The 25043-nt window shown below is 63.7% G+C and carries 22 protein-coding genes; 7 read left to right on the top strand and 15 right to left on the bottom strand.

Features of this window, described 5'->3' with window-relative positions:
• Window positions 1–12: 12 nt before the first annotated feature.
• Complete coding sequence (locus tag C8C93_RS14780; RefSeq protein WP_121507408.1) at window positions 13–1488, bottom strand: aldehyde dehydrogenase family protein; 1476 nt, start codon at window positions 1486–1488, stop codon at window positions 13–15.
• 156 nt (window positions 1489–1644) lie between these two features.
• Here C8C93_RS14780 and C8C93_RS14785 point away from each other — a divergent pair, with 156 nt between their 5' ends.
• The gene (locus C8C93_RS14785; RefSeq protein ID WP_121508812.1) at window positions 1645–2550 is read left to right on the top strand and encodes a LysR family transcriptional regulator; all 906 of its coding nucleotides are present in this window, start codon (window positions 1645–1647) and stop codon (window positions 2548–2550) included.
• 47 nt (window positions 2551–2597) lie between these two features.
• Here the strand turns inward: C8C93_RS14785 and nudB are convergent, their stop codons facing one another.
• The 14 genes from nudB to serA form a co-directional block, all read right to left on the bottom strand.
• Complete coding sequence (gene nudB, locus C8C93_RS14790; RefSeq protein ID WP_055399114.1) at window positions 2598–3065, bottom strand: dihydroneopterin triphosphate diphosphatase; 468 nt, start codon at window positions 3063–3065, stop codon at window positions 2598–2600.
• Between the two features lie 18 nt (window positions 3066–3083).
• On the bottom strand, window positions 3084–3899 hold the full coding sequence (locus C8C93_RS14795; RefSeq protein ID WP_370110847.1) for a CsgG/HfaB family protein: 816 nt from the start codon (window positions 3897–3899) through the stop codon (window positions 3084–3086).
• Window positions 3900–4053: 154 nt separating this feature from the next.
• Window positions 4054–5856, bottom strand: a complete 1803-nt coding sequence (gene aspS / locus C8C93_RS14800) for an aspartate--tRNA ligase (protein ID WP_121507410.1) — start codon at window positions 5854–5856, stop codon at window positions 4054–4056.
• A 40-nt stretch (window positions 5857–5896) separates the two neighbouring features.
• Window positions 5897–6520 (bottom strand): DUF502 domain-containing protein, encoded by a 624-nt coding sequence (locus tag C8C93_RS14805; RefSeq protein ID WP_055399363.1) that lies wholly within the window; start codon window positions 6518–6520, stop codon window positions 5897–5899.
• A gap of 9 nt (window positions 6521–6529) precedes the next feature.
• Entirely contained in the window at window positions 6530–6874 is a 345-nt protein-coding gene (locus C8C93_RS14810) for an FmdB family zinc ribbon protein (protein WP_121507411.1), read from the bottom strand.
• A gap of 89 nt (window positions 6875–6963) precedes the next feature.
• Complete coding sequence (locus tag C8C93_RS14815; RefSeq protein ID WP_055399122.1) at window positions 6964–8415, bottom strand: sodium:solute symporter family protein; 1452 nt, start codon at window positions 8413–8415, stop codon at window positions 6964–6966.
• Window positions 8416–8586: 171 nt separating this feature from the next.
• The gene (gene ubiB / locus C8C93_RS14820) at window positions 8587–10152 is read right to left on the bottom strand and encodes a ubiquinone biosynthesis regulatory protein kinase UbiB (protein WP_121507412.1); all 1566 of its coding nucleotides are present in this window, start codon (window positions 10150–10152) and stop codon (window positions 8587–8589) included.
• Entirely contained in the window at window positions 10149–10760 is a 612-nt protein-coding gene (locus C8C93_RS14825; RefSeq protein WP_121507413.1) for an SCP2 domain-containing protein, read from the bottom strand. The genes ubiB and C8C93_RS14825 overlap by 4 nt, the downstream gene beginning before the upstream one ends.
• 54 nt (window positions 10761–10814) lie before the next feature.
• On the bottom strand, window positions 10815–11828 hold the full coding sequence (locus C8C93_RS14830; protein ID WP_121507414.1) for a Tim44 domain-containing protein: 1014 nt from the start codon (window positions 11826–11828) through the stop codon (window positions 10815–10817).
• A gap of 36 nt (window positions 11829–11864) precedes the next feature.
• Window positions 11865–12596, bottom strand: a complete 732-nt coding sequence (gene ubiE, locus C8C93_RS14835) for a bifunctional demethylmenaquinone methyltransferase/2-methoxy-6-polyprenyl-1,4-benzoquinol methylase UbiE (protein ID WP_121507415.1) — start codon at window positions 12594–12596, stop codon at window positions 11865–11867.
• 214 nt (window positions 12597–12810) lie between these two features.
• The gene (locus C8C93_RS14840) at window positions 12811–13233 is read right to left on the bottom strand and encodes a gamma-butyrobetaine hydroxylase-like domain-containing protein (RefSeq protein ID WP_121507416.1); all 423 of its coding nucleotides are present in this window, start codon (window positions 13231–13233) and stop codon (window positions 12811–12813) included.
• Window positions 13234–13313: 80 nt separating this feature from the next.
• Window positions 13314–13745, bottom strand: a complete 432-nt coding sequence (locus C8C93_RS14845; RefSeq protein ID WP_121507417.1) for an HIT family protein — start codon at window positions 13743–13745, stop codon at window positions 13314–13316.
• Window positions 13746–13908: 163 nt separating this feature from the next.
• Window positions 13909–17835 (bottom strand): FAD/FMN-binding oxidoreductase, encoded by a 3927-nt coding sequence (locus tag C8C93_RS14850; RefSeq protein WP_121507418.1) that lies wholly within the window; start codon window positions 17833–17835, stop codon window positions 13909–13911.
• 72 nt (window positions 17836–17907) lie between these two features.
• Window positions 17908–19137, bottom strand: a complete 1230-nt coding sequence (gene serA / locus C8C93_RS14855) for a phosphoglycerate dehydrogenase (protein ID WP_121422467.1) — start codon at window positions 19135–19137, stop codon at window positions 17908–17910.
• A 299-nt stretch (window positions 19138–19436) separates the two neighbouring features.
• On the opposite strand from serA, the gene ugpB reads away from it, so the two are divergent.
• From ugpB to ugpQ, 6 genes are all read left to right on the top strand, one after another.
• Window positions 19437–20753, top strand: a complete 1317-nt coding sequence (gene ugpB, locus C8C93_RS14860; protein WP_055399138.1) for a sn-glycerol-3-phosphate ABC transporter substrate-binding protein UgpB — start codon at window positions 19437–19439, stop codon at window positions 20751–20753.
• A gap of 120 nt (window positions 20754–20873) precedes the next feature.
• Window positions 20874–21755, top strand: coding sequence for a sn-glycerol-3-phosphate ABC transporter permease UgpA (gene ugpA / locus C8C93_RS14865; RefSeq protein WP_121422466.1), 882 nt, complete (start codon window positions 20874–20876; stop codon window positions 21753–21755).
• 147 nt (window positions 21756–21902) lie between these two features.
• Complete coding sequence (gene ugpE, locus C8C93_RS14870; RefSeq protein ID WP_121422465.1) at window positions 21903–22754, top strand: sn-glycerol-3-phosphate ABC transporter permease UgpE; 852 nt, start codon at window positions 21903–21905, stop codon at window positions 22752–22754.
• A 61-nt stretch (window positions 22755–22815) separates the two neighbouring features.
• A complete protein-coding gene (locus tag C8C93_RS14875; protein WP_055399144.1) occupies window positions 22816–23826 on the top strand; it encodes a sn-glycerol-3-phosphate import ATP-binding protein UgpC in 1011 nt (336 codons plus the stop codon).
• Between the two features lie 4 nt (window positions 23827–23830).
• Window positions 23831–24199: a VOC family protein gene (locus C8C93_RS14880; RefSeq protein ID WP_055399146.1), complete on the top strand. Its 369-nt coding sequence runs from the start codon at window positions 23831–23833 to the stop codon at window positions 24197–24199.
• Entirely contained in the window at window positions 24196–24981 is a 786-nt protein-coding gene (gene ugpQ, locus C8C93_RS14885; RefSeq protein WP_121507419.1) for a glycerophosphodiester phosphodiesterase, read from the top strand. Before C8C93_RS14880 ends, ugpQ begins: the two co-directional genes overlap by 4 nt.
• The last annotated feature ends 62 nt before the right edge of the window (window positions 24982–25043 follow it).

Genomic DNA, 25043 nt, shown 5'->3' on the forward strand with positions numbered 1-25043 from the left:
ATTGGGGTGGGGTCAGCGATGGCTGAAACTTGCGCGGAACGGCTTTTTGGGCAGCACCACATCCTTGACATCGCAGAAGAACTCGAAGCTCCAGTCCCCGCCCTCGCGGCCCACACCACTGCGCTTGATGCCGCCAAACGGCGCAGCCAGATCGCGGATGCCAAAGCTGTTGACCCAGATGAAGCCGGTGCGCACCTGCTGCGCCACGGCGCTCGCATGCTCCACCTCGCCGTAGCAGACGCCACCCAGGCCGTAGTCCGTGCCGTTGGCCAGGGCGATAGCGTCTTCGTCGCTATCAAAGACCTGCAGGGTGAGTACAGGTCCGAAGACCTCGTTCTGCACGATCTCGCTGTCCTGGCGCACCCCAGCCAGCAGCGTGGGCTGGTAATACTGCGCACCGAAGGAATGGTGCGCGCCACCCCAGAGCAGCGTGGCGCCATCGGCCACGGCGCGCTGCACAAAACCGTGCACGCGCTCCACCTGGCGCGGGTGGATGATCGGCCCGACCTCGGTGGCCTCGTCGCGCGGGTCGCCCACGGTGAGCTTTTCCACATGGCCGCGCAAGGCCGCTACGAAGGCGTCGCGCACCTTGCGGTGCACCAGGAGGCGCGTGCCTGCCAGGCACACCTGGCCAGCGTTGCGGTACATCAGTGCGCCGGTGGCAGCGGCATTGTCGATATCGGCGTCCTCCAGCACGATGAAGGCCGACTTGCCACCAAGCTCCAGGCTGCAAGGCACGAGGTTGGCCCCGGCCGACTGGGCAATCCACTTGGCCGTGGGGACCGATCCGGTGAACGAGATACGCGCCAGGCGCGGGTCGCTGACCAGGCGCGCACCGGTGCTGGCGCCCCCGCCCTGCACAATGTTGAAAACAGCAGGCGGCAGGCCGGCGGCGTGCGCACAGTCGGCCAGCAGACTGCTGGTCAGCGGTGCCCATTCCGGTGGCTTGACGACCACACAGTTACCCGCAGCCAGCGCAGGTCCTAGCTTCCAGGTGGAAAGCATGAGCGGGGCATTCCAGGGCGTGATGATGGCCACCACACCGGCCGGATCGTGGCGCACGAGGTGGGTGGCCTGCTCCGTCTCAATGGGCCTGTCTTGCAGCGTGAGCGCATGCTCGGCGAACCAGCTGATGTTGAGCATGGCACGCGGCACCACGCCATGCTTCATGCGCGAGAGCAGCACGCCAGCATCGTTGGATTCGAGCGTACAGAAGGCCTCGGCACGTTTTCCAATCTCGGCGGCGAAACGATCCAGGTAGGGTTTGCGCTCCGCCGCCGTGAGCGCACTCCAGGCAGGGAAGGCGCGCGCCGCCGCGGTGACAGCTGCGTCCACATGGGCGGGCGATCCTTCGCTGATGGAGCCCAGCAGCGCCTGGTCGATGGGCGAGTGCAGATCGAACCGCATCTCGGACGCAACGCGCTGGCCATCGATGTAGTGGTGGGGCGACACCGCGATGCCGGCGACATTCAGCATGTCATTGCTCAAGGGAGTTCTCCAGTCAGACAACAGAGCCGGGCAACCTTGCCCGATCCGTCGCGAAGTATCTGCAGCGCCTTCCTTGACCACAATCAATGCTTTATGACGGATTGTGAAGATGTTCTAATGAATGGCATGAATCCCAGCGATTCCATCGCTCCAGCCATGTCTCTGCCTCATTTCACGCCACGCCAGCTCGAAGCCTTTGTCACCGTGGCAGAACTGCGCAGCTTCGCGGCCACCGCAGAGCGTTTGGCACTTACGCCGTCTGCAGTAAGCCAACTCGTGAGCGAGTTGGAAGACGCACTCGGCTTCAAACTGTTTGAGCGCAGCACGCGCAGGGTTGACATCACCAGCGCGGGGCGGGAGTTTCTGGCCTCGGCAGAGTCCGTGCTCAAGCACCTGCGCATAGCGCAGTCGGCCGCCAGCGATGTCCGCAACCGCGCAGCGGGCATCGTGCGAATCGCAGCACCACTGGTCGTCGCCAGCGTGATCCTGCCCAAAGCCATCAAGGCCTATACACAAACCAGGCCCAAGGTGCACATCCGCATTCGCGACGTGCCGGTGGAAAAACTCGTCGATGCGGTTGCCAGCGGCGACGCCGATCTGGCCCTGGGTCCGGATCGCGCCTGTGGCGATGACATCGTGCGAACCCAGCTGTTCGAGAGCCCCTGGGTGCTGTGGTGTGCGCCCACCCATCCCCTGGCCCACAAACGCAACGTGACCTGGGCGCAGCTGCACGCCTACCCGCTGGTGGCTGCCGGGCGGGATCACGAACGCAGCGTGGCGCAGATGCACGCCGGGCTGCCCAGCGAGCAGCGCGTGACCCCCGTAGAGATCGTGGACAACATCTCCACCGCCATGGGCCTGGCTGCCGCCGATGTGGCCGCTACGCTGGCGCCCGACTATGTGGGCGCACTGGCCAAGCCACTCGGACTGGTGCGCCGCCGCATCCTGTCACCCGAAGTCATGCGCTACGTGTGCCTCTATAGCCCCGCACGGCGGGCCACCTCGCCTGCAGCGGAGGGCTTCGCAGACCACCTGATCCGCATCCTCGCCCAGCGCAGGTGAGCTGCCGGCGCCGCCGCGCGCAGTGCGGGGCGCGCACCAACGTCTGCCTACACAAAACGAGGAAGCAGTAAGCAGGCCTCGGCATTGGAGGCCGAGAAGCAGCGCTCGGCCGCGCGCTGCCACGGCAACCATTCGAAAGCATCGTGTTCACGAGGACTCAGTACCACGGGCGTAGCTGCTGGCACACACAAGCCAAACACCCGCTCGCGATTGCGCACGACCCCCGGGGCGTATCGGTGCAGCCATTGCGGCCAGATGTCGTAGACGTTCTCCAAGGCCCAGTCGGTCAGCAGGCAGCCGGGCGCCCGCGCGTCAATGCCGGTTTCCTCGGCCACTTCGCGGCGGGCGGTTTCTTCAAACGACTCATCAAGGCGGTCTTTGCTCCCGGTGACAGATTGCCAGTGCCCATCACCGCCCGTGCGGCGGATCAGCAGCACCTCCAGGGCGGGCGTGTGGATGACCACCAGCACCGACTCTGGAAGCTTGTAGGGCCTGTGCTGCGCTGTCGGCACCATGGGCGACACCTTCCCTCTCTACCCGGCCTTGGAACGCGGGGCTGAAGTGGTGGGAACGGGCGGCGGCAGCTCCTTGGCCTGCAGCGCCCTGACCTGCACCACCAACTGGTTGTGCGCGTCCAGGAAGGCAGCGGCAATGACCTTGCCCTCGTTGGTATTGCTCCAGCCCGCACCCGCTGCGCCCCCGAGCTTGCCGAACACGAGCCCGCCCACGCCCAGGTCAGTGGTGCGTGCGGACCCGGTGGCGGCGGCAACCTGCTCGGTGGTTTCGTTGTCGGACAGCAGCAGTGCCGTTTGCGCCTCCTTGAATTTGACTTGCTCCACCATGCCGGCCAGGCCCGCGATGTCGCGCAGCACCGGAATCATGGCAATCACGCCCGCCAAGCCCCGTCCCGCGTCCTGCTCACTGAACGTGAGGCTGGGTGTGAGCGTGTACTGCGCCTCATAGCCCTTGCCCTTTGCCACGGTGGAGTTGTTCTTGCGCAGCACGCCGGATTCCTTGAGATCCTGCTCCTGGATGGTTCCGCGCAGCCCGGCCGACCGGTCCACCACACGAAAGCAGCCACTTTGCTGGGCCAGCAGCTTGACCAGGGGCACGGGGGATGGCGGGAGGCTGTAGCCCGAACCCATGGTGTAGCCGCTGGGGTTTTCTGCCAGCGCCAGCGTGGCCACGGGCGCCTCGCAGCGCACCAGTTCGCGCGCAGCGTTGCTGGCCCCTGCCGGCCCTGCCGAGCCAGTGACCACGGAACCGCCCTGGCCCAGTTCGGTCTTCTTTTCGCCGCAACCTGCCAGGGCCAGCAGCACGGCGCCCATCCACAAAGCCTGGGTCGTCATTGAACGCATGGAAAGTGTCCTTTCAGTGCCAGCGCCACATCGCCGTGGGCATGGGCTGGCCAAGAAAAAAGCGGCGCAGGCTGCCAAGCCCTTGCCGCTTTGTCGTGCGATGCCACGAGAGTGGATCCGCGCCGGGTTCGGGGAAAGCCCCGGATCAGGCTGCCTTGACAGCGTCGATGTTGCGCAGGCGGATGTGCAGCTCGCGCAACTGCTTTTCGTCCACGGGCGAAGGCGCCTGCGTGAGCAGGTCCTGAGCGCGCTGGGTCTTGGGGAAAGCGATCACGTCACGGATCGATTCCGCACCGGTCATCAGCGTGATAAGGCGGTCCAGACCGAAGGCCAGGCCACCGTGTGGGGGCGCGCCGTACTGCAGGGCATCCAGCAGGTAGCCGAACTTGGCCTGAGCGTCTTCGGGTGTGATCTTGAGCGCATCGAACACCTTCTTTTGCACATCGGCGCGGTGGATACGCACCGAGCCACCGCCCAGCTCCCAGCCGTTGAGCACCATGTCGTAGGCCTTGGCGATGCACTTGCCGGGATCAGTGGCCATGAACTCTTCGTGGCCGTCCTTGGGGCTGGTGAAGGGGTGGTGCACGGCCGTCCAACGGTCTTCTTCCTCGTCGTGCTCGAACATGGGAAAGTCCACCACCCACAGCGGCGCCCAGCGGTTTTCAAAGAGACCGCTCTTCTTGCCGAACTCGCTGTGGCCGATCTTCAGTCGCAGCGCGCCGATGGAATCGTTGACGATCTTTTCCTTGTCGGCACCGAAGAACAGCAAGTCACCGTCCTGCGCACCCGTGCGCTTGAGGATTTCAGCGATGGCCGCGTCATGCAGGTTCTTCACGATGGGCGACTGCAGCCCTTCGCGGCCCTGGGCCACTTCGTTGACCTTGATCCAGGCCAGGCCCTTGGCTCCGTAGATTTTGACGAACTCGGTGTAGGCATCGATCTCACCGCGCGAGATCTGTGCGCCGCCGGGCACGCGCAGGGCAACCACACGGCCGCCCTTGGTGGTGGCGGGAGCGGAGAAGACCTTGAAGTCCACGTCCTTCATCACTTCGGTCAGCTCGGTGAATTCGAGCTTTACGCGCAGGTCGGGCTTGTCCGAGCCAAAGCGGAAAGCCGCTTCCTGGTAAGTCATGATCGGGAATTCGCCCAGGTCCACGCCCAGTTGCTGCTGGAACACCTCCGTGATCATGCGCTGGAAGATCGCACGGATTTCTTCTTCGCCCAGGAACGACGTCTCGCAGTCGATCTGCGTGAATTCTGGCTGGCGGTCGGCGCGCAGGTCTTCGTCGCGGAAGCACTTGGTGATCTGGTAGTAGCGGTCGTAGCCAGCCACCATCAGCATCTGCTTGTAGAGCTGGGGCGACTGGGGCAGCGCGAAGAACTGGCCGTCGTGCACGCGGCTGGGCACCAAGTAGTCGCGCGCGCCTTCGGGCGTGCTTTTGCCCAGCATGGGCGTTTCGATGTCGATGAAGCCTTCCTTGTCCAGGAAGTTGCGCACCTGGATGGAGGTCTTGTAGCGCAGCATCATGTTGCGCTGCATGTGCGGGCGGCGCAGGTCCATCACACGGTGCGTGAGGCGCGTGGTTTCCGACAGGTTCTCGTCGTCCATCTGGAACGGAGGCGTGACCGAGGGGTTGAGCACGTTCAGCTCATGGCACAGCACTTCGATCTGGCCGCTCTTGAGCTTGTCGTTGGTCGTGCCATCAGGGCGGGGGCGCACCAGGCCCACCACCTGCACGCAGAACTCGTTGCGCACGTCTTCGGCGGTCTTGAACATCTCGGCACGGTCGGGGTCGCACACCACCTGCACGTAGCCTTCGCGGTCGCGCAGGTCGATGAAGATCACGCCCCCATGGTCACGACGACGGTTCACCCAGCCAGACAGGGTAACGGTTTGGCCCATCAGGGCTTCGGTCACAAGACCGCAATAGTGGGAACGCATGGCCATGGCAGAAACTTCCGGCGCCCAAGGGGCGCGTTAAAGGGATTTACTTACTGTGGGAAACAAGCGTGGGGTCAGCCGGAGCGACCACGCCCATCGAAACAATGTATTTGAGGGCGGCGTCCACGCTCATGTCGAGCTCGACGCAGTCGCTCTTGCGCAGCATCACAAAATACCCGCCAGTGGGGTTAGGCGTGGTGGGCACATACACGCTCACGAATTCATCGCGCAGGTATGCCGCCACCTCGCCATTGGGCGCGCCAGTGACGAAGGCCACGGTCCAGACGCCCTCGCGCGGCCACTGCACCAGCACGGCCTTGCGAAAGGCATTGCCGCTTTCGGAAAAAAGCGTGTCGGACACCTGCTTTACGCTGGAATAGATCGAACGCACCACCGGGATGCGGTGCACCACCGCATCACCCCACTGCACGAGCTTGCGGCCCGCGAAGTTGCTGGCGACGGCACCGACCACCAACAGGATCAGCAGCGTGAGAACCACTCCAAAGCCCGGGACGTGAAAGCCCAGCAGCTTGTCGGGATGCCATGCGACAGGCAGGATTTGCAGGGTCTGGTCCAGCGTGCTCACGATCCAGTTGAGCACCCAGGCCGTGATAACCCCCGGCACAATCACCAGAAGGCCGGTCAACAGCCACTTGCGCAAGGCAGCCATGAGGGTCACTCAGCTCGCAGAGGAGGTGGAAGTGGTAGAACTGCCACCAGCGCTTGATGCTGCTGCACCAGATGCTTCTTTTTTAGGAACATCACCAGAACTTGCCGGCGCCGCGGCCTCGGCTTTCGGTTCCGTCTTGCTGTCCGTCGCAGGGGCAGAACTGCCACCGCTGCCACCACGAAAATCGGTCACATACCAGCCCGAGCCCTTGAGCTGGAAGCCGGCCGCTGTGACCTGCTTGGAAAATGCTTCCGCGCCGCAGGCGGGGCACACCGTGAGGGGCGCATCAGAGATTTTTTGCAGCACATCCTTGGCATGGCCGCAGGAGCCGCATTTGTAGGCGTAAATAGGCATGTCAGTGTGTTGAGGGAAAGTGCAAAACCCTCAATTATAGGCGGCATGCCCATCCTCAAGCCCCACGCACTGGGCATGGGGCGATGCAATCAGCTGGCGCTGCCCTCGTAGTGGGTGACGTGGCCTTTGTGGTCGTCGATCCACTGCGGTGCCAGCGAGCCCCCGATCATGCCGACCAATGCCGCCAGCACCCCAGCCAGTTGCTGCGGGAACGCTTCGGACAGCATGGGGCTGGCCACAAACAGCAGCCACACACCCAGGCCCATGGCCACCGCCAGGATGGCGCCCTGGGTAGTCGCGCGCTTCCAGTACAGGCCGAACACCAGGGGGACAAAAGCCCCCACCAGCGGTACCTGGTAAGCGCCCGACACCAGTTCATAGATCGACGTTCCCTGCATGGTGATCGCGTAAGTGAGCACGCAGGCGGTAAACACGAGCACCGATATGCGCATGGCCTTCAGTGTCTGGGCATCGGTCATGCCAGGCCGCAGGTTGTGCAGGATGTTCTCCACAAAAGTGGTGGACGGTGCGAGCAACGTGGCCGATGCGGTGGACATGATGGCCGACAGCAGCGCGCCAAAGAAGGCGATCTGAAGAATCAGCGGCATGCGTTCCATCACCAGCGTGGGCAGCACTTTCTGGGGATCGTCCTTGAGCAGCGCCTGGGCGGTTTCGGGCATGACCAACACGGCGGCCGTAACGACAAACATGGGGATGAAGGCAAACAGCAGGTACAGCACCCCTCCGATGACCGGGCCGGTGCGCGCTGTCTCGGCGCTGTTGGACGACATCACGCGCTGAAAAACATCCTGCTGGGGTATGGAGCCCAGCATCATCGTGATCGCGGCGGCAAAGAAAAAGGTCCACTCCTTGAGCCCACCAGTGGGAAAGAACTGGAACTTGCCTTCACGCGCGGCATATTCCACGACCTTGCCCGCCCCTCCGGCCAGTTCCGCCGCGTACCAGGCAATGGCCAGCAGCCCCACGGCGATCACAATCATCTGGACAAAGTCGGTCATGGCCACCGACCACATGCCGCCATACAGGGTGTAGACCAGAACGATGACCGTACCGATGACCATGCCCATGGTGACGGACACATACCCCTGCGTCAGCAGGTTGAACACCAGCCCCAGAGCTGTGATCTGCGCTGCCACCCAGCCCAGGTAGCTGAACATGATGATGGCTGAACAAGCCACCTCGATCACACGCCCGTAACGCTGGCGGTAGTAGTCACCCAGGGTGATGAGGTTCTTCTTATAAAGCTTGTAGGCAAAAAACAGCCCCACAAGAACCAGGCACATGGAGGCGCCAAATGGGTCCTCCACCACCGCACCCAGCCCACCATCCACAAACCGGGCTGACACGCCGAGAACGGTTTCCGATCCAAACCAGGTCGCAAAGGTCGTGGCTATCACCACAGCCAGGGGCAGGCTGCGGCCCGCCACCGCATAGTCGGCCGTGTTGTGCACGCGCGTGGCGGCATACAGGCCGATACCAATCGAGACCAGCAGGTACAGAACGATGAATGTGATCAGCATGGCGCCGCTCCGAAACTCCAAGGAAGGTTACAAAAAGCAGGTGTGCGCCCGGCGTGCCGTGGGCCGACACGCCGAGGCCCCTGCAGATCCAGGGGTGACCACTTTGCTACAAAATTCGTAACAAAAGTTGCAGCGGATTATGAAGGCAACTTTCGTGCCGTTCGCACCGTTTCAGAAAATCCGCATCCGCACAAACAACTGCATCGCCAGAAGGCCCAGCACAAAACCGACGCCGCCATAAATGATGGACTGGAGCAGCCGGTTGGTACGGTGCTGGACTTCCAGCAGTTCGCGCAAGGCTTGCTGCTGGTCAGCCGGGCGCTGCCGCAAGGCGTCGTGCAGCAGGCGCGGCAGTTCGGGAATCAGCTTGGCATAGTGGGGCGCCTCGGCCCGCAGCTCCCGCCACAGGCGCTGCGGCCCCATCTGCTCCAGCATCCACTTCTCCAGGAAGGGCTTGGCCGTGCTCCACAGGTCCAGCTCCGGGTCCAGCTCGCGGCCCAGGCCTTCGATATTGAGCAGGGTCTTTTGCAGCAGCACCAGCTGGGGCTGAATCTCGACGTGGAAGCGGCGCGAGGTCTGGAACAGGCGCATCAGCACCATGCCCAATGAGATCTCCTTGAGCGGGCGATCAAAGTACGGCTCGCACACGGCGCGGATGGCCGATTCGAGGTCGTTCACCCGCGTCTCGGGCGGCACCCAGCCACTTTCAATGTGCAGCTCCGCCACGCGCTTGTAGTCGCGCCGGAAGAACGCCACGAAGTTCTGCGCCAGGTACTCCTTGTCAGACTCGGTGAGCGTGCCCACGATGCCGAAATCCAGCGAGATATAGCGCCCAAAGGTGGCCGGATCCAGGCTCACCTGGATGTTGCCGGGGTGCATGTCGGCATGAAAGAAGCCGTCACGGAACACCTGGGTGAAGAAGATGGTGACGCCGTCGCGCGCGAGTTTGGGGATGTCGACCCCGGCATCCCGCAGGCGCTCGATCTGGCTGATGGGCACACCGTTCATGCGCTGCATCACCATGACCTCGGGGTGGCAGAAGTCCCAGAAAATCTCAGGGATCAGCACGAGGTCCAGCCCCTGCATGTTGCGGCGCAGCTGCGCAGCGTTGGCGGCCTCCCGCACCAGATCCAGTTCGTCGTGCAGGTAGTTGTCGAACTCGGCCACCACCTCGCGGGGCTTGAGGCGCTTGCCGTCGGCCGACAGGCTCTCCACCCACCCGGCCATCATGCGCATGAGACTCAGGTCTTTCTCGATCACGGGCAACATGCCCGGGCGAAGCACCTTGACCGCCACCTCGCGCTCGATGCCATGGCGGTCCCGCAGCGTGGCGAAATGCACCTGCGCAATGGAGGCACTGGCCACCGGCACGCGATCGAAGAATGTGAAAACCTCATCCACCGGCCGCCGGAATGCCCGCTCGATCGTGGCGATGGCGATCTCCGGGTCGAAGGGTGGCACGCGGTCCTGCAGCCGGGCCAGCTCGTCGGCCACATCGGGCGGCAGCAGGTCGCGGCGTGTCGAAAGCACCTGACCAAACTTGACGAAGATGGGGCCCAGGCGCTCCAGCGCCAAACGCAGCCGCTGGCCGCGCGGTGCATCCAGGTTGCGTCCGAACGACAGGACGCGCGATACCGATCGCAGCCAGGGCTTCTGGAAACTGTCCAGCACCATGGCGTCCAGGCCGTACCGGAACACCACCCACAGGATGGCGCCGCCCCTCAGGAACTGCTTCATGCGCCAGCCCGGTCGGAACCGCTGTTTGGCGCGGAAGGCGTGGAGGGTCCGGATGGCATGGGCGCGACGGCTGACGACGTTGGTGCAACGCGCGTGCCCACGAACTGGCGCAGCGCCTGCGCAGCGCGGCTCGCCACCTGCGCCACAGTGTGTGCGGGGGCGTCACCGATCACACGCGCCAGGTCCTCCTCAACATCCCAGCGCACGTGATCGACCAGCCAGTTGATTTCGGCGGCCAGTTGCACATCGCCCTCAATGCGGATGGCAGGCTTGTCACCCCGCAGGGCCGTCTGGGCCAGCGCAAAGGGAGAGGTCTCGGTGACGTGAAGCTGCAGATCGGGCGCGGCAGTTTCGGGCGCCAGGTTGAACAGCCCAGCGGGCGTGATGACCAGGGCCATCGAATACGCACGCCACTGCACGCGGGCGATGCGGCCCTTCTGACGCACCAGGCGGTCCATGGCCTCTTTTTCCTGCATCAGTACATGGTTGAGGAACAGCACCATGCGCTGCTGCATCTCATGCACGAGCCACTGGGGGGGTTGGGGGCCGGCGGCCACACGCTCAAAGAGGCCGTCCAGAAACGAAAAAGGGGACTGTGGTGTTGCCATAGTCCCCGATTATTCCCTGAACTGGGATAGCCCCACAGCGGGGCATTTCCTTTATTACTGCAGGGCCTGCACGCCGGCCACCAGCCAGCCGCTGCTGCCGGCCTTGGGCTTGGTCATGTTCCAGACCTCGCGGAAGGGGCTCGGGCCGGCTGAGGGCTCTTCGCGGATCATGCCGGAGAACTCGACGCTGGCCATGTAGCCGTCGCCCAGGTCTTCAATGCCCAGCAACTGGGCTTCGATCATGACCACATCGGTGTGGTTGGGCTGCACGCCACGGTGGTCTTCGCGCTCCGTGAGCTGGGTGCGAATCTCGCCGAGCATGCTGTCGGTCATCATGGAGCGCAGGGTGGCGATGTCCGAACGGTCCCAGGCCGCTTGCAAGGTGACGAAGTTGCGCTTGGCGGCAGTCAGGAAGCCCTCGGTATCGAAGCCTTCAGGAATCCCCCAGTTCTGCGACCCGGACAGGCCCGAGCCGATCACCACGCCCGAACCCGCACCGCCTTGTGCAGTGCGCGAGGCATCAAACGCCATGCTGCTGCGCTCCCAGGGGCGCGCCGAGGCGTCGTTGCCCACGTTGTTGGGGCTGTACTGCGGAGGCACCTGCGCTGCGGCGGGCGTGGCAGCACCCGCGCCCTGGAACGCGAACGGCGCACCACCGGCAGAAGCGCCACCGTTGCCACCGCCACTGCGTGCGCGCATCACCATCTTGAAGATGGCAAACGCGGCCACTGCCAGCAACGCAATCATCAGAATGTTGGCAAACCCTGCACCGAGCCCCAACGAGCTGGCCAGCCAGGCCAAGCCCAGGCCAGCGGCCAGGCCACCCAGCATCGCGCCCCAAGGCTTCTTGGCCGCAGCAGCGGCCGGAGCTGCACCCGCAGCAGGCGGCTTGGCAGCCGCCGCATTGGTCGCATTCTGGGCGGGCGCACCCGGCGCTGCCGACTCACGCTGCGTAACGTTGCTCGATTGCTGCCCCGTCGATTTACCACCGCCCAGTCGCCGGGCGTCGGCATCGGCGTGCGCAAACGCCAGCATCGCAACCAACACCACAGACCACAGTTTCATCATGACTTCTCCGTCTCCGTTAATGACTGAGCGAAACGCTCAGCACTTGATTCCAACATGCAAGGCCACAATGCCCCCAGTCATGTTGTGATAGTCCACATGCCCAAAGCCATTTTTTTGCATGAGGCTTTTGAGCTCTTCCTGCCCGGGGTGCATGCGGATGGACTCGGCCAGGTAGCGGTAGCTGGCGTCGTCGCCCGCCACCAGCTTGCCCAACTGGGGCAGCACCTTGAACGAATACCAGTCGTACACCTTTTCGAGTGGCTTTGCGACCTTTGAAAACTCCAGCACCAGCAGCTTGCCGCCGGGCTTGAGCACGCGGCACATTTCGGCAATCGCCTGGTCCTTGTGCGTCATGTTGCGCAGGCCAAAAGCAACGCTCACCACATCGAAATGTGCGTCGGGGAACGGCAGCTTCTCGGCATCGCAGACCAGTGTCGGCAACACCACACCCGCATCAATCAGGCGGTCGCGCCCCACGCGCAGCATGGCTTCGTTGATGTCGGTGTGCACCACACGGCCGGTGGCGCCCACCTTCTTGGAGAACGCCAGCGCCAGGTCGCCCGTGCCCCCTGCAATATCGAGCACCTGGCTGCCTTCGCTGAGGTTGGCCACCATCACGGTGTAGGCCTTCCAGGCACGGTGCAGGCCCGCCGACATCAGGTCGTTCATCACGTCGTACTTGGAGGCCACGGAGTCGAACACGCCGCGCACGCGGCGTGCTTTTTCCTGCTCGTCCACCGACTGAAAACCGAAATGCGTGGTGCTCATAAGATTCATGCTAGGCGCGTGAACGCCAGAGGTACAGCGACAACCCCGCACTGAAATGGGGCATCTGTCGCAATTTGGACAACGCTATTGAAAAGAAATCAGCCGCCAGCGCTTTTCTACATTGCACCAACAGCTATTATTTCAATAGCACCTTGACAGACAAGGGCTTCCGCCGAGTTCTGTGCTCCTCCAGAAAAACACCCGGCCCGCAGCCTCAATGGCTGCCACAGGCATGGCCACCGGCACCACCCTGAGGCGCCATCGGCGCATCGCGGTCCGCCCCCGCAGCGGCCAGCCGCTCGGTGTACTGGGTCCACAGCGCGTCTTGCTTGTCGCCCAGTTCGTAGAGGTAGTCCCAGGTGAAGATGCCGCTGTCATGCCCGTCAGAAAACGTGGGCTTGACCGCATAGTTGCCCACGGGTTCCAGGTTGACCAGCGTGACCTCCCGCTTGCCCGTCTGCAGCACTTCCTGGCCTGGGCCATGGCCCTGCACTTCTGCCGAGGGTGAATACACGCGCATCAGCTCAAACGGAATGCGGAACGTGGTGCCATCGGAGAACCCTACTTCGAGCACCCGCGATGCCTCGTGCACCGTGATTGCCTGCGGCGTGGGCGCACCCGCTTTCAAACCTGCCATGGATTCACCTGTGAGAAAACTGTTGTCAGAAACGACCTCCGCGATTGTCCCACCCGCTCCGGGGCACACCGCAAACAGGGTTACCGGGTAGGCAACTGCGCCAGCCGCGATTGCAACTGCGCCTCCAGCGCGGGCAGCAGGGTCCGCACGCCGGCCTCTTGCGCCGCCGGGCTGGGCCGCTGTGCCGCCGCCCACACGGGCGATGGAAAGTGACTGTCCCAGTCAAACCGCGCAATCACATGCCAGTGCAGGTGCGGCACCATGTTGCCCAGCGCCGCGATGTTGACCTTGGTGGGCGACAGGTGCTGGCGCAGGGCCTGCTCCACCAGGGCCACTGCCTCCATGCAGTGCACACGATCAACGGCAGCCAGGTCCGAGAACTCGGCCACATGTGCATTCCACACCACGCGATAGAAGGCAGGAAACCCCGCCTCCTGCGCACGGATGACACGCAGGCGCTCACCACGCCAGACTAGCGCACCGCCATCTTCAGCGCACAGTGGGCAACTCATTGGCACGACTCCAAGGCGCTGCTTGCCATCCGCATCGATTGAAACCGGCGCGGCGCCAAGCCAGGGACACCGAGCAAGGGCCGCCCCGCAGCGAGGGTGTCGTCCCCCTCCCGCGCAGCGAGAGAGGGGGAAGGCGCGAAGCGACTCAGGGGGGGCTTCATTTCTAGACCAGCACCCGCTCGATGCCGCCGTTGTTGGCACGCTGTACGTAGTCGGGCATCCAGTTCTCGCCCAGAATCTCGCGCGCCATCTCGACCACGATGTAGTCGGCTTCGAGCAGGCCGTTGTTCAGGTCGCCTTCGTAGCGGTTCAGGCCCTGCAGGCAGCTGGGGCAGCTGGTGAGAATCTTCACGTTGTCCTGGGCGCCCACGGCACCGCTCTCGCGCAGTTTGGCCTCGCCCTTCTTGATTTCCTCTTCCTTGCGGAAACGCACCTGCGTGGACACGTCAGGTCGGGTCACTCCAAGCGTGCCCGACTCGCCGCAACAACGCTCGCTCTTCAAGACCTGCTCGCCCACCAGCGCCTTCACGGTCTTCATCGAGTCCTGCAGCTTCATGGGGTTGTGGCAGGGCTCGTGGTACAGGTAGGCGCCCTTGCCTTGCAGCTGAATGCCCTTTTCCAGCAGGTACTCGTGGATGTCGATGATGCGGCTGCCCGGGAAGATCTTGTCAAACTCGTAGCCCTGCAACTGGTCGTAGCAGGTGCCGCAACTCACCACCACGGTCTTGATATCCAGGTAGTTGAGGGTGTTCGCCACGCGGTGGAAGAGCACACGGTTGTCCGTGATCATCTTCTCGGCCTTGTCGAACTGGCCCGAACCGCGCTGCGGGTAGCCACAGCACAGGTACCCGGGCGGCAGCACGGTCTGCACGCCCGCGTGCCACAGCATGGCCTGGGTGGCCAGGCCCACTTGCGAGAACAGCCGCTCTGACCCGCAGCCAGGGAAGTAGAACACCGCCTCCGTCTCGGCCGTGGTGGCCTGTGGGTTGCGGATGATCGGCACGTAGTCCTTGTCCTCGATGTCGAGCAGCGCGCGCGCCGTCTTCTTGGGCAGGCCGCCCGGCAGCTTCTTGTTGATGAAGTGGATCACCTGCTCCTTGATCGGAGCCGTGCCCACCGTCGCAGGCGGCTTGGCCGTCTGCTTGCGGCCCACCTTGCGCAACAGGTCCACGGCAAGGCGCTGAGCCTTGAAGCCCACATCCACCATGGCCGAACGCATGAACTTGATGGTGTCCGGGTTGGTGGCGTTGAGCATGGTCATCGCCAGCGCGTTGCCAGGCCGGAACGTCTTCTTGCCCATCTTGCGCAGCAGGTTGCGCATGTTCATGGTGACGTCGCCGAAGTCGATCTTCACCGGGCAGGGGCTTTCGCACTTGTGGCACACCGTGCAGTGGTCGGCCACGTCCTCGAACTCCTGCCAGTGCTTGATGCTCACGCCCCGGCGGGTCTGCTCTTCGTACAAAAACGCCTCGACCAGCAGCGAGGTGGCCAGGATCTTGTTGCGCGGGCTGTAGAGCAAATTGGCGCGTGGCACGTGCGTGGAACACACGGGCTTGCACTTGCCGCAGCGCAGGCAGTCCTTGACGCTGTCGGCAATCGCGCCGATGTCGCTCTGCTGCATGATCAGCGACTCGTGGCCCATCAGCCCGAAGCTGGGCGTGTAGGCATTCGTCAAATCGGCGTGCATCAACGCAGCGTTTGAAGCATTCGAAGCATTTTTGGCCTGCAGCGCTTGTCCATCAATCGCTGGCAGCTCCTGATTTCGGAGCAACTTACCCTTGTTGAAACGACCTTCCGGGTCCACCTTGCGCTTGTACTCGGCAAAGGGGCGCAGCTCTTCGTCGGTCAGAAACTCCAGCTTGGTGATGCCAATGCCGTGTTCGCCCGAGATCACGCCGTCCAGGCTGCGCGCCAGCACCATGATGCGCGCCACGGCCTCGTGCGCGGTCTGCAGCATCTCATAGTCGTCGCTGTTGACGGGCAGGTTGGTGTGCACATTGCCGTCGCCCGCATGCATGTGCAGCGCCACCCACACCCGGCCCTTGAGCACGCGCTTGTGGATGGCCACAGCCTCGTCCAGGATGGGCTTGAACGCCGCGCCGGTGAAGATGCCTTGCAGCGGCGCCCGCAGCTGGGTCTTCCAGCTGGCGCGCAGCGTGTGGTCCTGCAGCTGGGGGAACAGCGTTTCCACATCGTGCAGCCAGCCTTGCCACAGCGCGCGCACCTCTTCCACCAGGGCGATGGCCTGGGCTACGCGCTCCTGCAGCAGCTCGGGCGATGGGACTTCGTCGTCGGCGTCATGCTTGCCCAGGGGCAGGTTGCCGCGCTCGAAGAACTCGGTCAGCGCATCGCACAGCTTGATCTTGTTGCGCAGGCTCAGCTCGATGTTGATGCGCTCGATGCCGTCGGTGTACTCGGCCATGCGCGGCAGCGGGATCACCACGTCTTCGTTGATCTTGAAGGCGTTGGTGTGGCGGCTGATGGCCGCCGTCTTCTTGCGGTCCGCCCAGAACTTCTTGCGCGCATCGGCCGTGATGGCCACAAAGCCTTCGCCGCTGCGGGTGTTGGCCAGACGCACGACCTCGCTGGTCACGCGGGCCACGTCGTCGGCGTTGTCGCCCGCGATGTCGCCAATCAGCACCATCTTGGGCAGGCCGCCGTTGCCCTTCTTACTTTTGGTGGCGTAGCCCACCGCCTTCAGATAGCGGTCATCCAGGTGTTCCAGGCCCGCCAGCAGCACGCCACTGCGCTTTTGCTCGGCGAACATGAAGTCCTTGATCTCGACGATGCTGGGCACGGCGTCCTTGGCGTTGCCAAAGAACTCCAGGCACACGGTGCGCGTGTGCTCGGGCATGCGGTGCACCACCCAGCGCGCGCTGGTGATCAGGCCGTCGCAGCCTTCCTTCTGGATGCCGGGCAGGCCCGCCAGGAACTTGTCCGTCACGTCCTTGCCCAGGCCTTCCTTGCGGAAAGTCTTGCCCGGGATGCTCAGGCGCTCGGTGCGCACGGGCGTCTTGCCATCGGCCTCGAAATACCGCAGCTCGAAGGTGGCCGTCTCCACGTCATGGATCTTGCCCATGTTGTGGTCCAGGCGCGTCACTTCGAGCCACTGGGCGTCGGGCGTGACCATGCGCCAGCTGGCCAGGTTGTCCAGCGCCGTGCCCCACAGCACGGCCTTCTTGCCGCCCGCGTTCATGGCGATGTTGCCGCCAATGCAGGAAGCCTCGGCACTGGTCGGGTCCACCGCAAACACAAAACCGGCGCGCTCGGCCGCATCGGCCACGCGCTGGGTGACCACGCCGGCTTCGGTCCACACCGTGCCCACCTCGCGGTCCATGCCCGGCAGGCGGCGCATTTCCACCTCGGTCATGGCTTCAAGCTTTTCGGTGTTGATGACCACCGACTTCCAGGTCAGCGGGATCGCGCCGCCGGTGTAGCCGGTGCCGCCCCCACGCGGGATGATGGTCAGGCCCAGCTCGATGCAGCCCTTGACCAAGGCGGCCATCTCGACCTCGGTGTCGGGGGTCAGCACCACGAACGGGTACTCGACGCGCCAGTCGGTCGCATCGGTCACATGGCTCACGCGCGAGAGGCCGTCGAACTTGATGTTGTCCTTGGCTGTCAGGCGGCCCAGCGTCTTCTGGATCTGGCGGCGCAGCTGCGCGGCCTGCTCGAAGGTGGCGTTGAATTCGGCCACTGCGCGGCGCGCAGCGACGACGAGTTCACCCACCAGGCGGTCGCGTCCGGCGTCATCGGCAGGGGTGCGGCGCTTTTCGATCTCGCCCAGGCGGTGCTGAAGGGCATCGACTAGCAGCTTGCGGCGGTTGGGGTTGTCCAGCAGGTCGTCCTGCAGGTAGGGGTTGCGCTGCACGACCCAGATATCGCCCAGCACTTCATACAGCATGCGGGCCGAGCGGCCGGTGCGGCGCTCTTTGCGCAATTGGTCCAGCACCTCCCAGGATGAAGACCCCAGCAGGCGGATCACGATCTCCCGGTCGGAGAACGAGGTGTAGTTATAGGGAATTTCTCGCAGACGGGCAGGCTCGGCGGCCTGCGTCTGCAAGGCCGCCAACGCGATCGGAACATTCATGGGGGTCTACCTGGGGTGGGGGCGTGATTTTATGCCACGGTGCCCTCCCCGAGTCGGCCACCACTCTGACGCTCAGAACAGCACGCGGCTGCGCAGGGTTCCGCCGACCTGCGCAAGCTTGTCCAATGCCAGGTCCGACGAGGCGGCGTCGATGTCGATCACCACATAGCCGATCTTCTCGTTGGTCTGCAGGTACTGGGCCGAGATGTTGATCTGGTTGTCCGAGAAGATGCGGTTGATTTCGGACAACACACCCGGCACGTTGCGGTGAATGTGCAGCAGGCGGTGCTTGCCGGGGTGGGCGGGCAGCGCGACCTCTGGAAAGTTCACCGACGAGGTGCTGGTGCCGTTGTCGCTGTATTTCACCAACTTTTCCGCCACTTCGAGGCCGATGTTGGCCTGTGCCTCCATGGTGGAGCCGCCGATGTGGGGAGTCAGGATCACGTTGTCCAGGCCACGCAGGGGGGACTGGAACTCGTCCTTGTTGGTGCGTGGCTCGACCGGGAACACGTCGATGGCGGCACCCAGCAGCTTCTTGGCCTTGAGCGATGCGGCCAGCGCTTCAATATCCACCACCGTGCCCCGCGCGGCGTTGATGAGGATGCCGCCTGGCTTCATGGCCGCGATCTCGGCGGCGCCGATCATTCCCTCGGTGGACGGCAACTCGGGAACGTGCAGGCTCACGATGTCGCTCTGGCCCAGCAGGTCGTGCAGGTGCTGCACCTGGCGGGCATTGCCCAGGGGCAGCTTGTTGACGACATCAAAGAAGGCCACGTGCATGCCCATGGCCTCGGCCAGCACCGACAGCTGGGTGCCGATGGAGCCGTAGCCCACGATGCCCAGGGTCTTGCCCCGGATTTCATACGCGTTGTCGGCCGACTTGAGCCAGCCGCCCCGGTGCGCCACCGCGTTCTTCTCGGGGATACCGCGCAGCAGCAGGATGGCTTCCGCCAGCACCAGCTCGGCCACGGAGCGGGTATTGGAATACGGCGCGTTGAACACTGCAATGCCACGCTCGCGCGCTGCATTCAGATCCACCTGGTTGGTGCCAATGCAAAAGCAGCCCACGGCCACGAGCTTGTGGGCCTGGGCAAACACTTCCTCGGTGAGCTGCGTGCGCGAGCGGATGCCCACAAAGTGCACATCCGCGATCTTGCGCTTGAGCTCATCGTCGGGCAGCGCGCCAGACACCGTCTCGATCTGCGTATAGCCCGCCGCGCGGATCACATCCACCGCAGAGGAGTGAATGCCTTCGAGCAGCAGAAATTTGATCTTGTTCTTGTCCAGCGAATTGGTGGCCATGGCAATAAGAAAGAAGGAAATGGAGAAGGAAGAAACCGGCGCGCTGCGGCGCGAACGAACCGGTGCGACAGGGACCAGCGAACAGTCACCAGCATGGTGCATTGCACAAAACCTTGCAAGCCTCGGCAAATGCGCCACACCTTGTCACAAAAGAGTCACAATCGCTCCCCTTGCGGGTTACCCAAGGGGTTTCCCGGTTGTTGCAAGCGCTGGGGTCATGCGACAACGACATATCAATGTCACATCGGCTGCATAGCATCCAGCCTTTGTGCTTTTCGTCATCCTCGGAGGAAATATTCATGCAAACGAAGCATCTGGCGGTCTGCGCTGCCATTGCCCTGTCGGTCTGCGCACCTGCGCAAGCCCAGGCGCAGCAAGTTGAGATTCAGTGGTGGCATTCGATGAGCGCAGCGCTGGGCGACTGGGTCAATGACCTGGCCAAGCAGTACAACGCCAGCCAGACCAAGTACAAGGTCGTGCCCACTTACAAGGGCACTTATGACGAATCCATGACAGGCGCCATCGCCGCCTTCCGTGCGGGCAACGCCCCCCACATCCTGCAGGTGTTTGAAGTGGGCACCGCCACCATGATGGCCAGCAAGGGCGCCATCGTTCCCGTCGCCAAGGTATTGAACGACGGCGGCTTCAAGTTCGACCCCACCCAGTACGTGTCGGCTGTGGCTGGCTACTACACCGCGCCCAATGGCCAGATGCTGAGCTACCCGCTCAACAGCTCCACCACGGTGTTCTATTACAACAAGGACGCCTTCAAGAAGGCCGGCCTGGACGCCGACAAGCCGCCCAAGACCTGGCCCGAAGTGTTTGCCGCCGCGTCCAAGCTCAAGGCCAGCGGCCACAGCTGCCCGTTCACCACCAGCTGGATCAGCTGGACGCAGCTTGAAAGCTTCTCGCTGTGGCACAACACGCTGTTCGCGTCCAAGAACAACGGCTTTGACGGCAACGACGCCCAGCTGCAGGTCAACTCGCCATTGCACGTGCGCCACTTCGAGAACCTGGCCAAGGCCTCCAAGGACGGCAGCTTCGTCTACAAGGGCCGTGGCAACGTGCCGGACGCATCCTTCCCCTCGGGCGAGTGCGCCATGATGACGGGCTCCTCGGGCCTGTACGCCCGCGTGGCCAAGGAAGCCAAGTTTGCCTACGGCATCTCGGCCCTGCCCTACTACCCTGACGTGAAGGGTGCCCCCCAGAACACCGCCATTGGTGGTGCCAGCCTGTGGGTGATGTCTGGCAAGAAGGCCGAGGAATACAAGGGCGTGGCCGATTTCCTGAACTTCCTGAACGACACCAAGGTGCAGGCTGCGAGCCACCAGCGCACGGGCTACCTGCCTGTGACCATGGGCGCCTACCAGCTGACCGAGGCGTCGGGCTTCTACACCAAGAACCCCGGCACCGACGTGGCCGTGACGCAGATGATCAAGAAGGCCACGGACAAGTCGCGCGGCATCCGCCTGGGCAACTTCGTGCAGATCCGCGCCATCATCGACGAGGAAACCGAGCAGATCTGGTCGGGCAAGAAGTCGCCCAAGGAAGCACTGGACACCGCCGTGACCCGTGGCAACGAGCAACTGGGCCGCTTCGCCCGCGCCAACAAGTAAACACTGCCGAACATCTGCCGATACCGCCCAGCAGCACTGCCGGGTGGCATCGAAAGCCCGCCGCCCCGTCAACCCTATTGGTTCACGGGGCGGCGGGGTTTTCTTTTTGAGAGTTTCGACATGGAAAAACGCGTTTTATTCCGCTCTGCATGGCTGCCATGGGTGCTTCTGGCACCCCAACTGGCCATCATCAGCGTCTTCTTTTTCTGGCCAGCCGGCCAAGCCCTGGTGCAGTCGTTCCAGATGCAGGACTCCTTCGGGTTTTCGAAGGAATGGGTCGGTTTCGACAATTTCCGGGACCTGTTCCAGGACCCGGGTTACCTGGCATCGTTCAAGACCACGGCCTTCTTCTCGATCCTGGTGGCGGTGAGCGGCATCACGCTGTCGCTGTTCCTCGCGATCTTTGCCGACCGCATCATCAAGGGCGCCATGGTCTACAAGACCGCGCTGCTGCTGCCCTACGCCGTGGCGCCTGCGGTGGCGGGCGTGCTGTGGATGTTCATGTTCTCGCCCTCGCTGGGCGTGGTGGCCTACATGCTGCGCCAGTCGGGTTTCGACTGGAACCACATGCTCAACTCCGACCACGCGATGGCGCTGATCGTGATTGCGGCGGTGTGGAAGCAGATCTCCTACAACTTCCTGTTCTTCCTGGCGGGCTTGCAGTCCATCCCCAAGTCGCTCATCGAGGCGGCCGCGATTGACGGTGCAGGCCCATGGCGCCGCTTCTGGAGCATCCAGTTCCCGCTGCTGTCGCCCACCACGTTCTTCCTGCTGGTGATCAATGTGGTGTATGCGTTCTTCGACACCTTCGCCATCGTGGACGCCACCACGCAGGGCGGCCCGGGCCGCGACACCTCCATCCTGGTCTACAAGGTGTACCACGATGGCTTCAAGGCCATGGACATGGGCGGATCGGCCGCACAGTCGGTGGTGCTGATGGCCATCGTCGTTGTGCTGACGGTCATCCAATTCCGCTACGTCGAGAAGAAAGTGCAGTACTGAATATGAAGCACCCCCTGAGTCGCTTCGCGCCTTCCCCCTCCAGGGGGACGCCGCCCTCACTGCGGGGCGGCCCTTGCTCGGCGGCCCTCGCCTGCGTCGTGTCTTTTGCGGGCGCAGTGGGCCAAGCTTCGATCCTGAAAGATTCCAATGGTTGAACGTAGTCCCTACCTCACCGCGTTCTCGCACCTCATCATGGTGCTGGGCGTGATCATCGTCGGCTTCCCGCTGTACCTGGCCTTCGTGGCCTCCACCCACACGGCGCAGGACATCGTGCAGGTGCCCATGCCCATGGTGCCCGGCGGCAACTTCTGGCAGACCTACCACGACGCCTTGTTCGGCGGCGGAACCGGCGCGGGCTCCACCGCCCCCGTGGCGCACATGATGTGGGTGAGTTTTGTCACCGCCATGGTCATCACGCTGGGCAAGATCGCCATCTCGCTGTTGTCGGCGTTTGCCATCGTGTACTTCCGCTTCCCTTTCAAGGGCATCTGCTTCTGGCTGATCTTCATCACGCTCATGCTGCCCGTGGAAGTGCGCATCGGGCCCACCTACCAGGTGGTGTCGGACCTGGGCATGCTCAACACCTATGCGGGCCTCACAGTGCCGCTGATCGCCTCGGCCACGGCCACGTTCCTGTTCCGGCAGTTCTTCCTCACGGTGCCCGATGAACTGGTCGAAGCCGCGCGTGTGGATGGCGCCGGTCCGATGCGCTTTTTCAAGGACATCCTGGTGCCACTGTCGCGCACCTCGATTGCCGCGCTGTTCGTGATCCAGTTCATCTATGGCTGGAACCAGTATCTGTGGCCCCTGTTGGTGACCACGTCCGAAGACATGTACCCCGTGGTGATCGGCATCAAGCGCATGCTGGCCGGCGGCGACGCAGGCAACGAGTGGAACATCGTGATGGCCACGGCCCTGCTGGCCATGCTGCCACCTGCCTTTGTGGTGGTGGTCATGCAGCGCTGGTTCGTCAAGGGCCTGGTGGACACCGAAAAATAAAGACAAAACAGGCCCTACCGCTTCATACATCTGCGCTAGCAGCTACATATTTAATAGCAAAATGGCATCCATCTCTCTTCGCAACATCATCAAGCGCTACGGGCACGGCCCCAAAGCCAACCAGGTCATCCACGGCGTGAACGCCGAGGTCAAGGACGGTGAATTCATCGTGATCGTCGGCCCCTCGGGCTGCGGCAAATCCACCCTGCTGCGCATGGTGGCAGGCCTGGAAGAAATCTCTGGCGGCGAGCTGCGCATCGGCGACCGTGTGGTGAACAACCTGGAACCTGCCCAGCGCGACATCGCGATGGTGTTCCAGAACTACGCGCTGTACCCGCACATGACGAACTTCGACAACATGGCGTATGGCCTGAAGATCGCCAAGGTACCCAAGGACGAGATCAAGGCGCGCGTGGACAAGGCCGCCAAGATCCTCGAACTGGGCCACCTGCTGGAGCGCAAGCCTCGCGAACTCTCGGGCGGCCAGCGCCAGCGCGTGGCCATGGGCCGCGCCATCGTGCGCCAGCCCCAGGTGTTTCTGTTCGACGAGCCGCTGTCCAACCTGGACGCCAAGCTGCGCGCCCAGACCCGCCTGGAGATCCAGAAGCTGCACCGCGAGCTGGGCATCACCAGCCTGTTCGTCACGCACGACCAGGTCGAGGCCATGACATTGGCCGAACGCATGATCGTGATGAACGCCGGCAACATGGAACAGTTCGGCACGCCCGAAGAGGTCTACCACACGCCCGCCTCCACCTTCGTGGCCAGCTTCATCGGCTCGCCGCCCATGAACCTGCTCAAGAACGCGCCGAGCGCCGCCCCTGGCACCATCCTGGGCATCCGCCCCGAGCACCTGGATGTGCGCAGCGAAGGCTGGGCGGTCACGGTCGAGACGGTGGAGCTGCTGGGCGCCGAGCGCCTGATCTATGGCCGCATCAATGGCGAGCAGATCATCGTGCGCGTTGAAGAAGGCACGCACTCCCCTGCGCCCGATTCCGTGATCCATGTTCAGCCCCGCGCAGATCGCCTGCACGCGTTCGATGCCACCACCGGCAAGCGCATCGCGGCCTGAGCCGATGCCACCCAAGCCAGCTGCCAGTGCCGGGGGCAAGGTTCAGGCCACAGTCCCGGTGCTGGCTTCTCTGGACCTTGCAGAAACCCTGCGGTTCTACACCAGGCACCTGGGCTTTGATCCGCTGCTGGAGATGGACAACTACCTGATCCTGCAGCGCGATGGCTGCGAGCTGCACTTCTGGCCCTGCACCGAGCGCCACATTGCAGAGAACACCTCGTGTTATGTGCGTGCCGACACAGAAGCGCTGCACGCGGATTTCACGGCGCGCGGCCTGCAGCTGGCGCCACCTGTTGTCCAGCCCTGGGGCATGAAGGAGATGTTCGTCATCGACCCCCACGGCAACCTGCTGAAATTTGGTGAACCCGCATGAGCGCCCCATCTCCCATCCTCGCCCACTGGCCCTACCCCCGCTGGATCGCCCACCGCGGCGCCGGCAAGCTCGCCCCTGAAAACACGCTGGCCGCCTTCCGGCTGGGAGCACAGTATGGCTATCGCATGTTCGAGTGCGATGCCAAGCTGAGTGCCGACGGCGTACCGTTTCTGATGCACGACGCCACGCTGGACCGCACGACCAATGGCGCGCCGGCACTGGGCTCGGCAGCGAGCGCGGTCGGGGGCGATCACCCCTGGGCGACCCTGTCACAGCTGGATGCTGGCGCCTGGCATTCACGCAGCTACGCCGGCGAGCCGCTCCCCACGCTGGAGAATATTGCGCACTACTGCATCGCCAACGGGTTCTTGCTGAACATCGAGATCAAGCCAACACCCGGCGTGGAGGAAAAGACTGGCCAGGTAGTGGGCGAGCATGCGGCGCGGCTGTGGCACGGCCGGGCGGTGTTGCCCCTGTTCTCGTCATTCCGACCCGAAGCGCTGGCTGGCGCCCGCACCACAGCACCCCACATCCCCCGCGCCCTGTTGCTGGACACGCTGTGGGACGGCTGGCACAACACGGCCCGCGAGCTGGGCTGCGTGGCCATCGTCTGCAACCACGCGCTGTGGGATGCGGCACTGGTTGCGCGCGTCCACGGCGACGGCCTGCGCGCGCTGAGCTACACGGTGAACGACGACTGGGCCGCACAGCGGCTCATCGCCCTGGGCACGGACGGCATCATCACCGACCGCGTGGACTTCTTTTCGCCCGCCACGCCATAGGGCGCGCCTTCAAACCATCCACGCCCCAAGCCAGTGCCACCGTGGAACCGGCTTCGCCGGGC

This window comes from Acidovorax sp. 93 (genome assembly GCF_003633835.1).
Taxonomy (GTDB): Bacteria; Pseudomonadota; Gammaproteobacteria; order Burkholderiales; family Burkholderiaceae_C; genus Acidovorax; species Acidovorax facilis.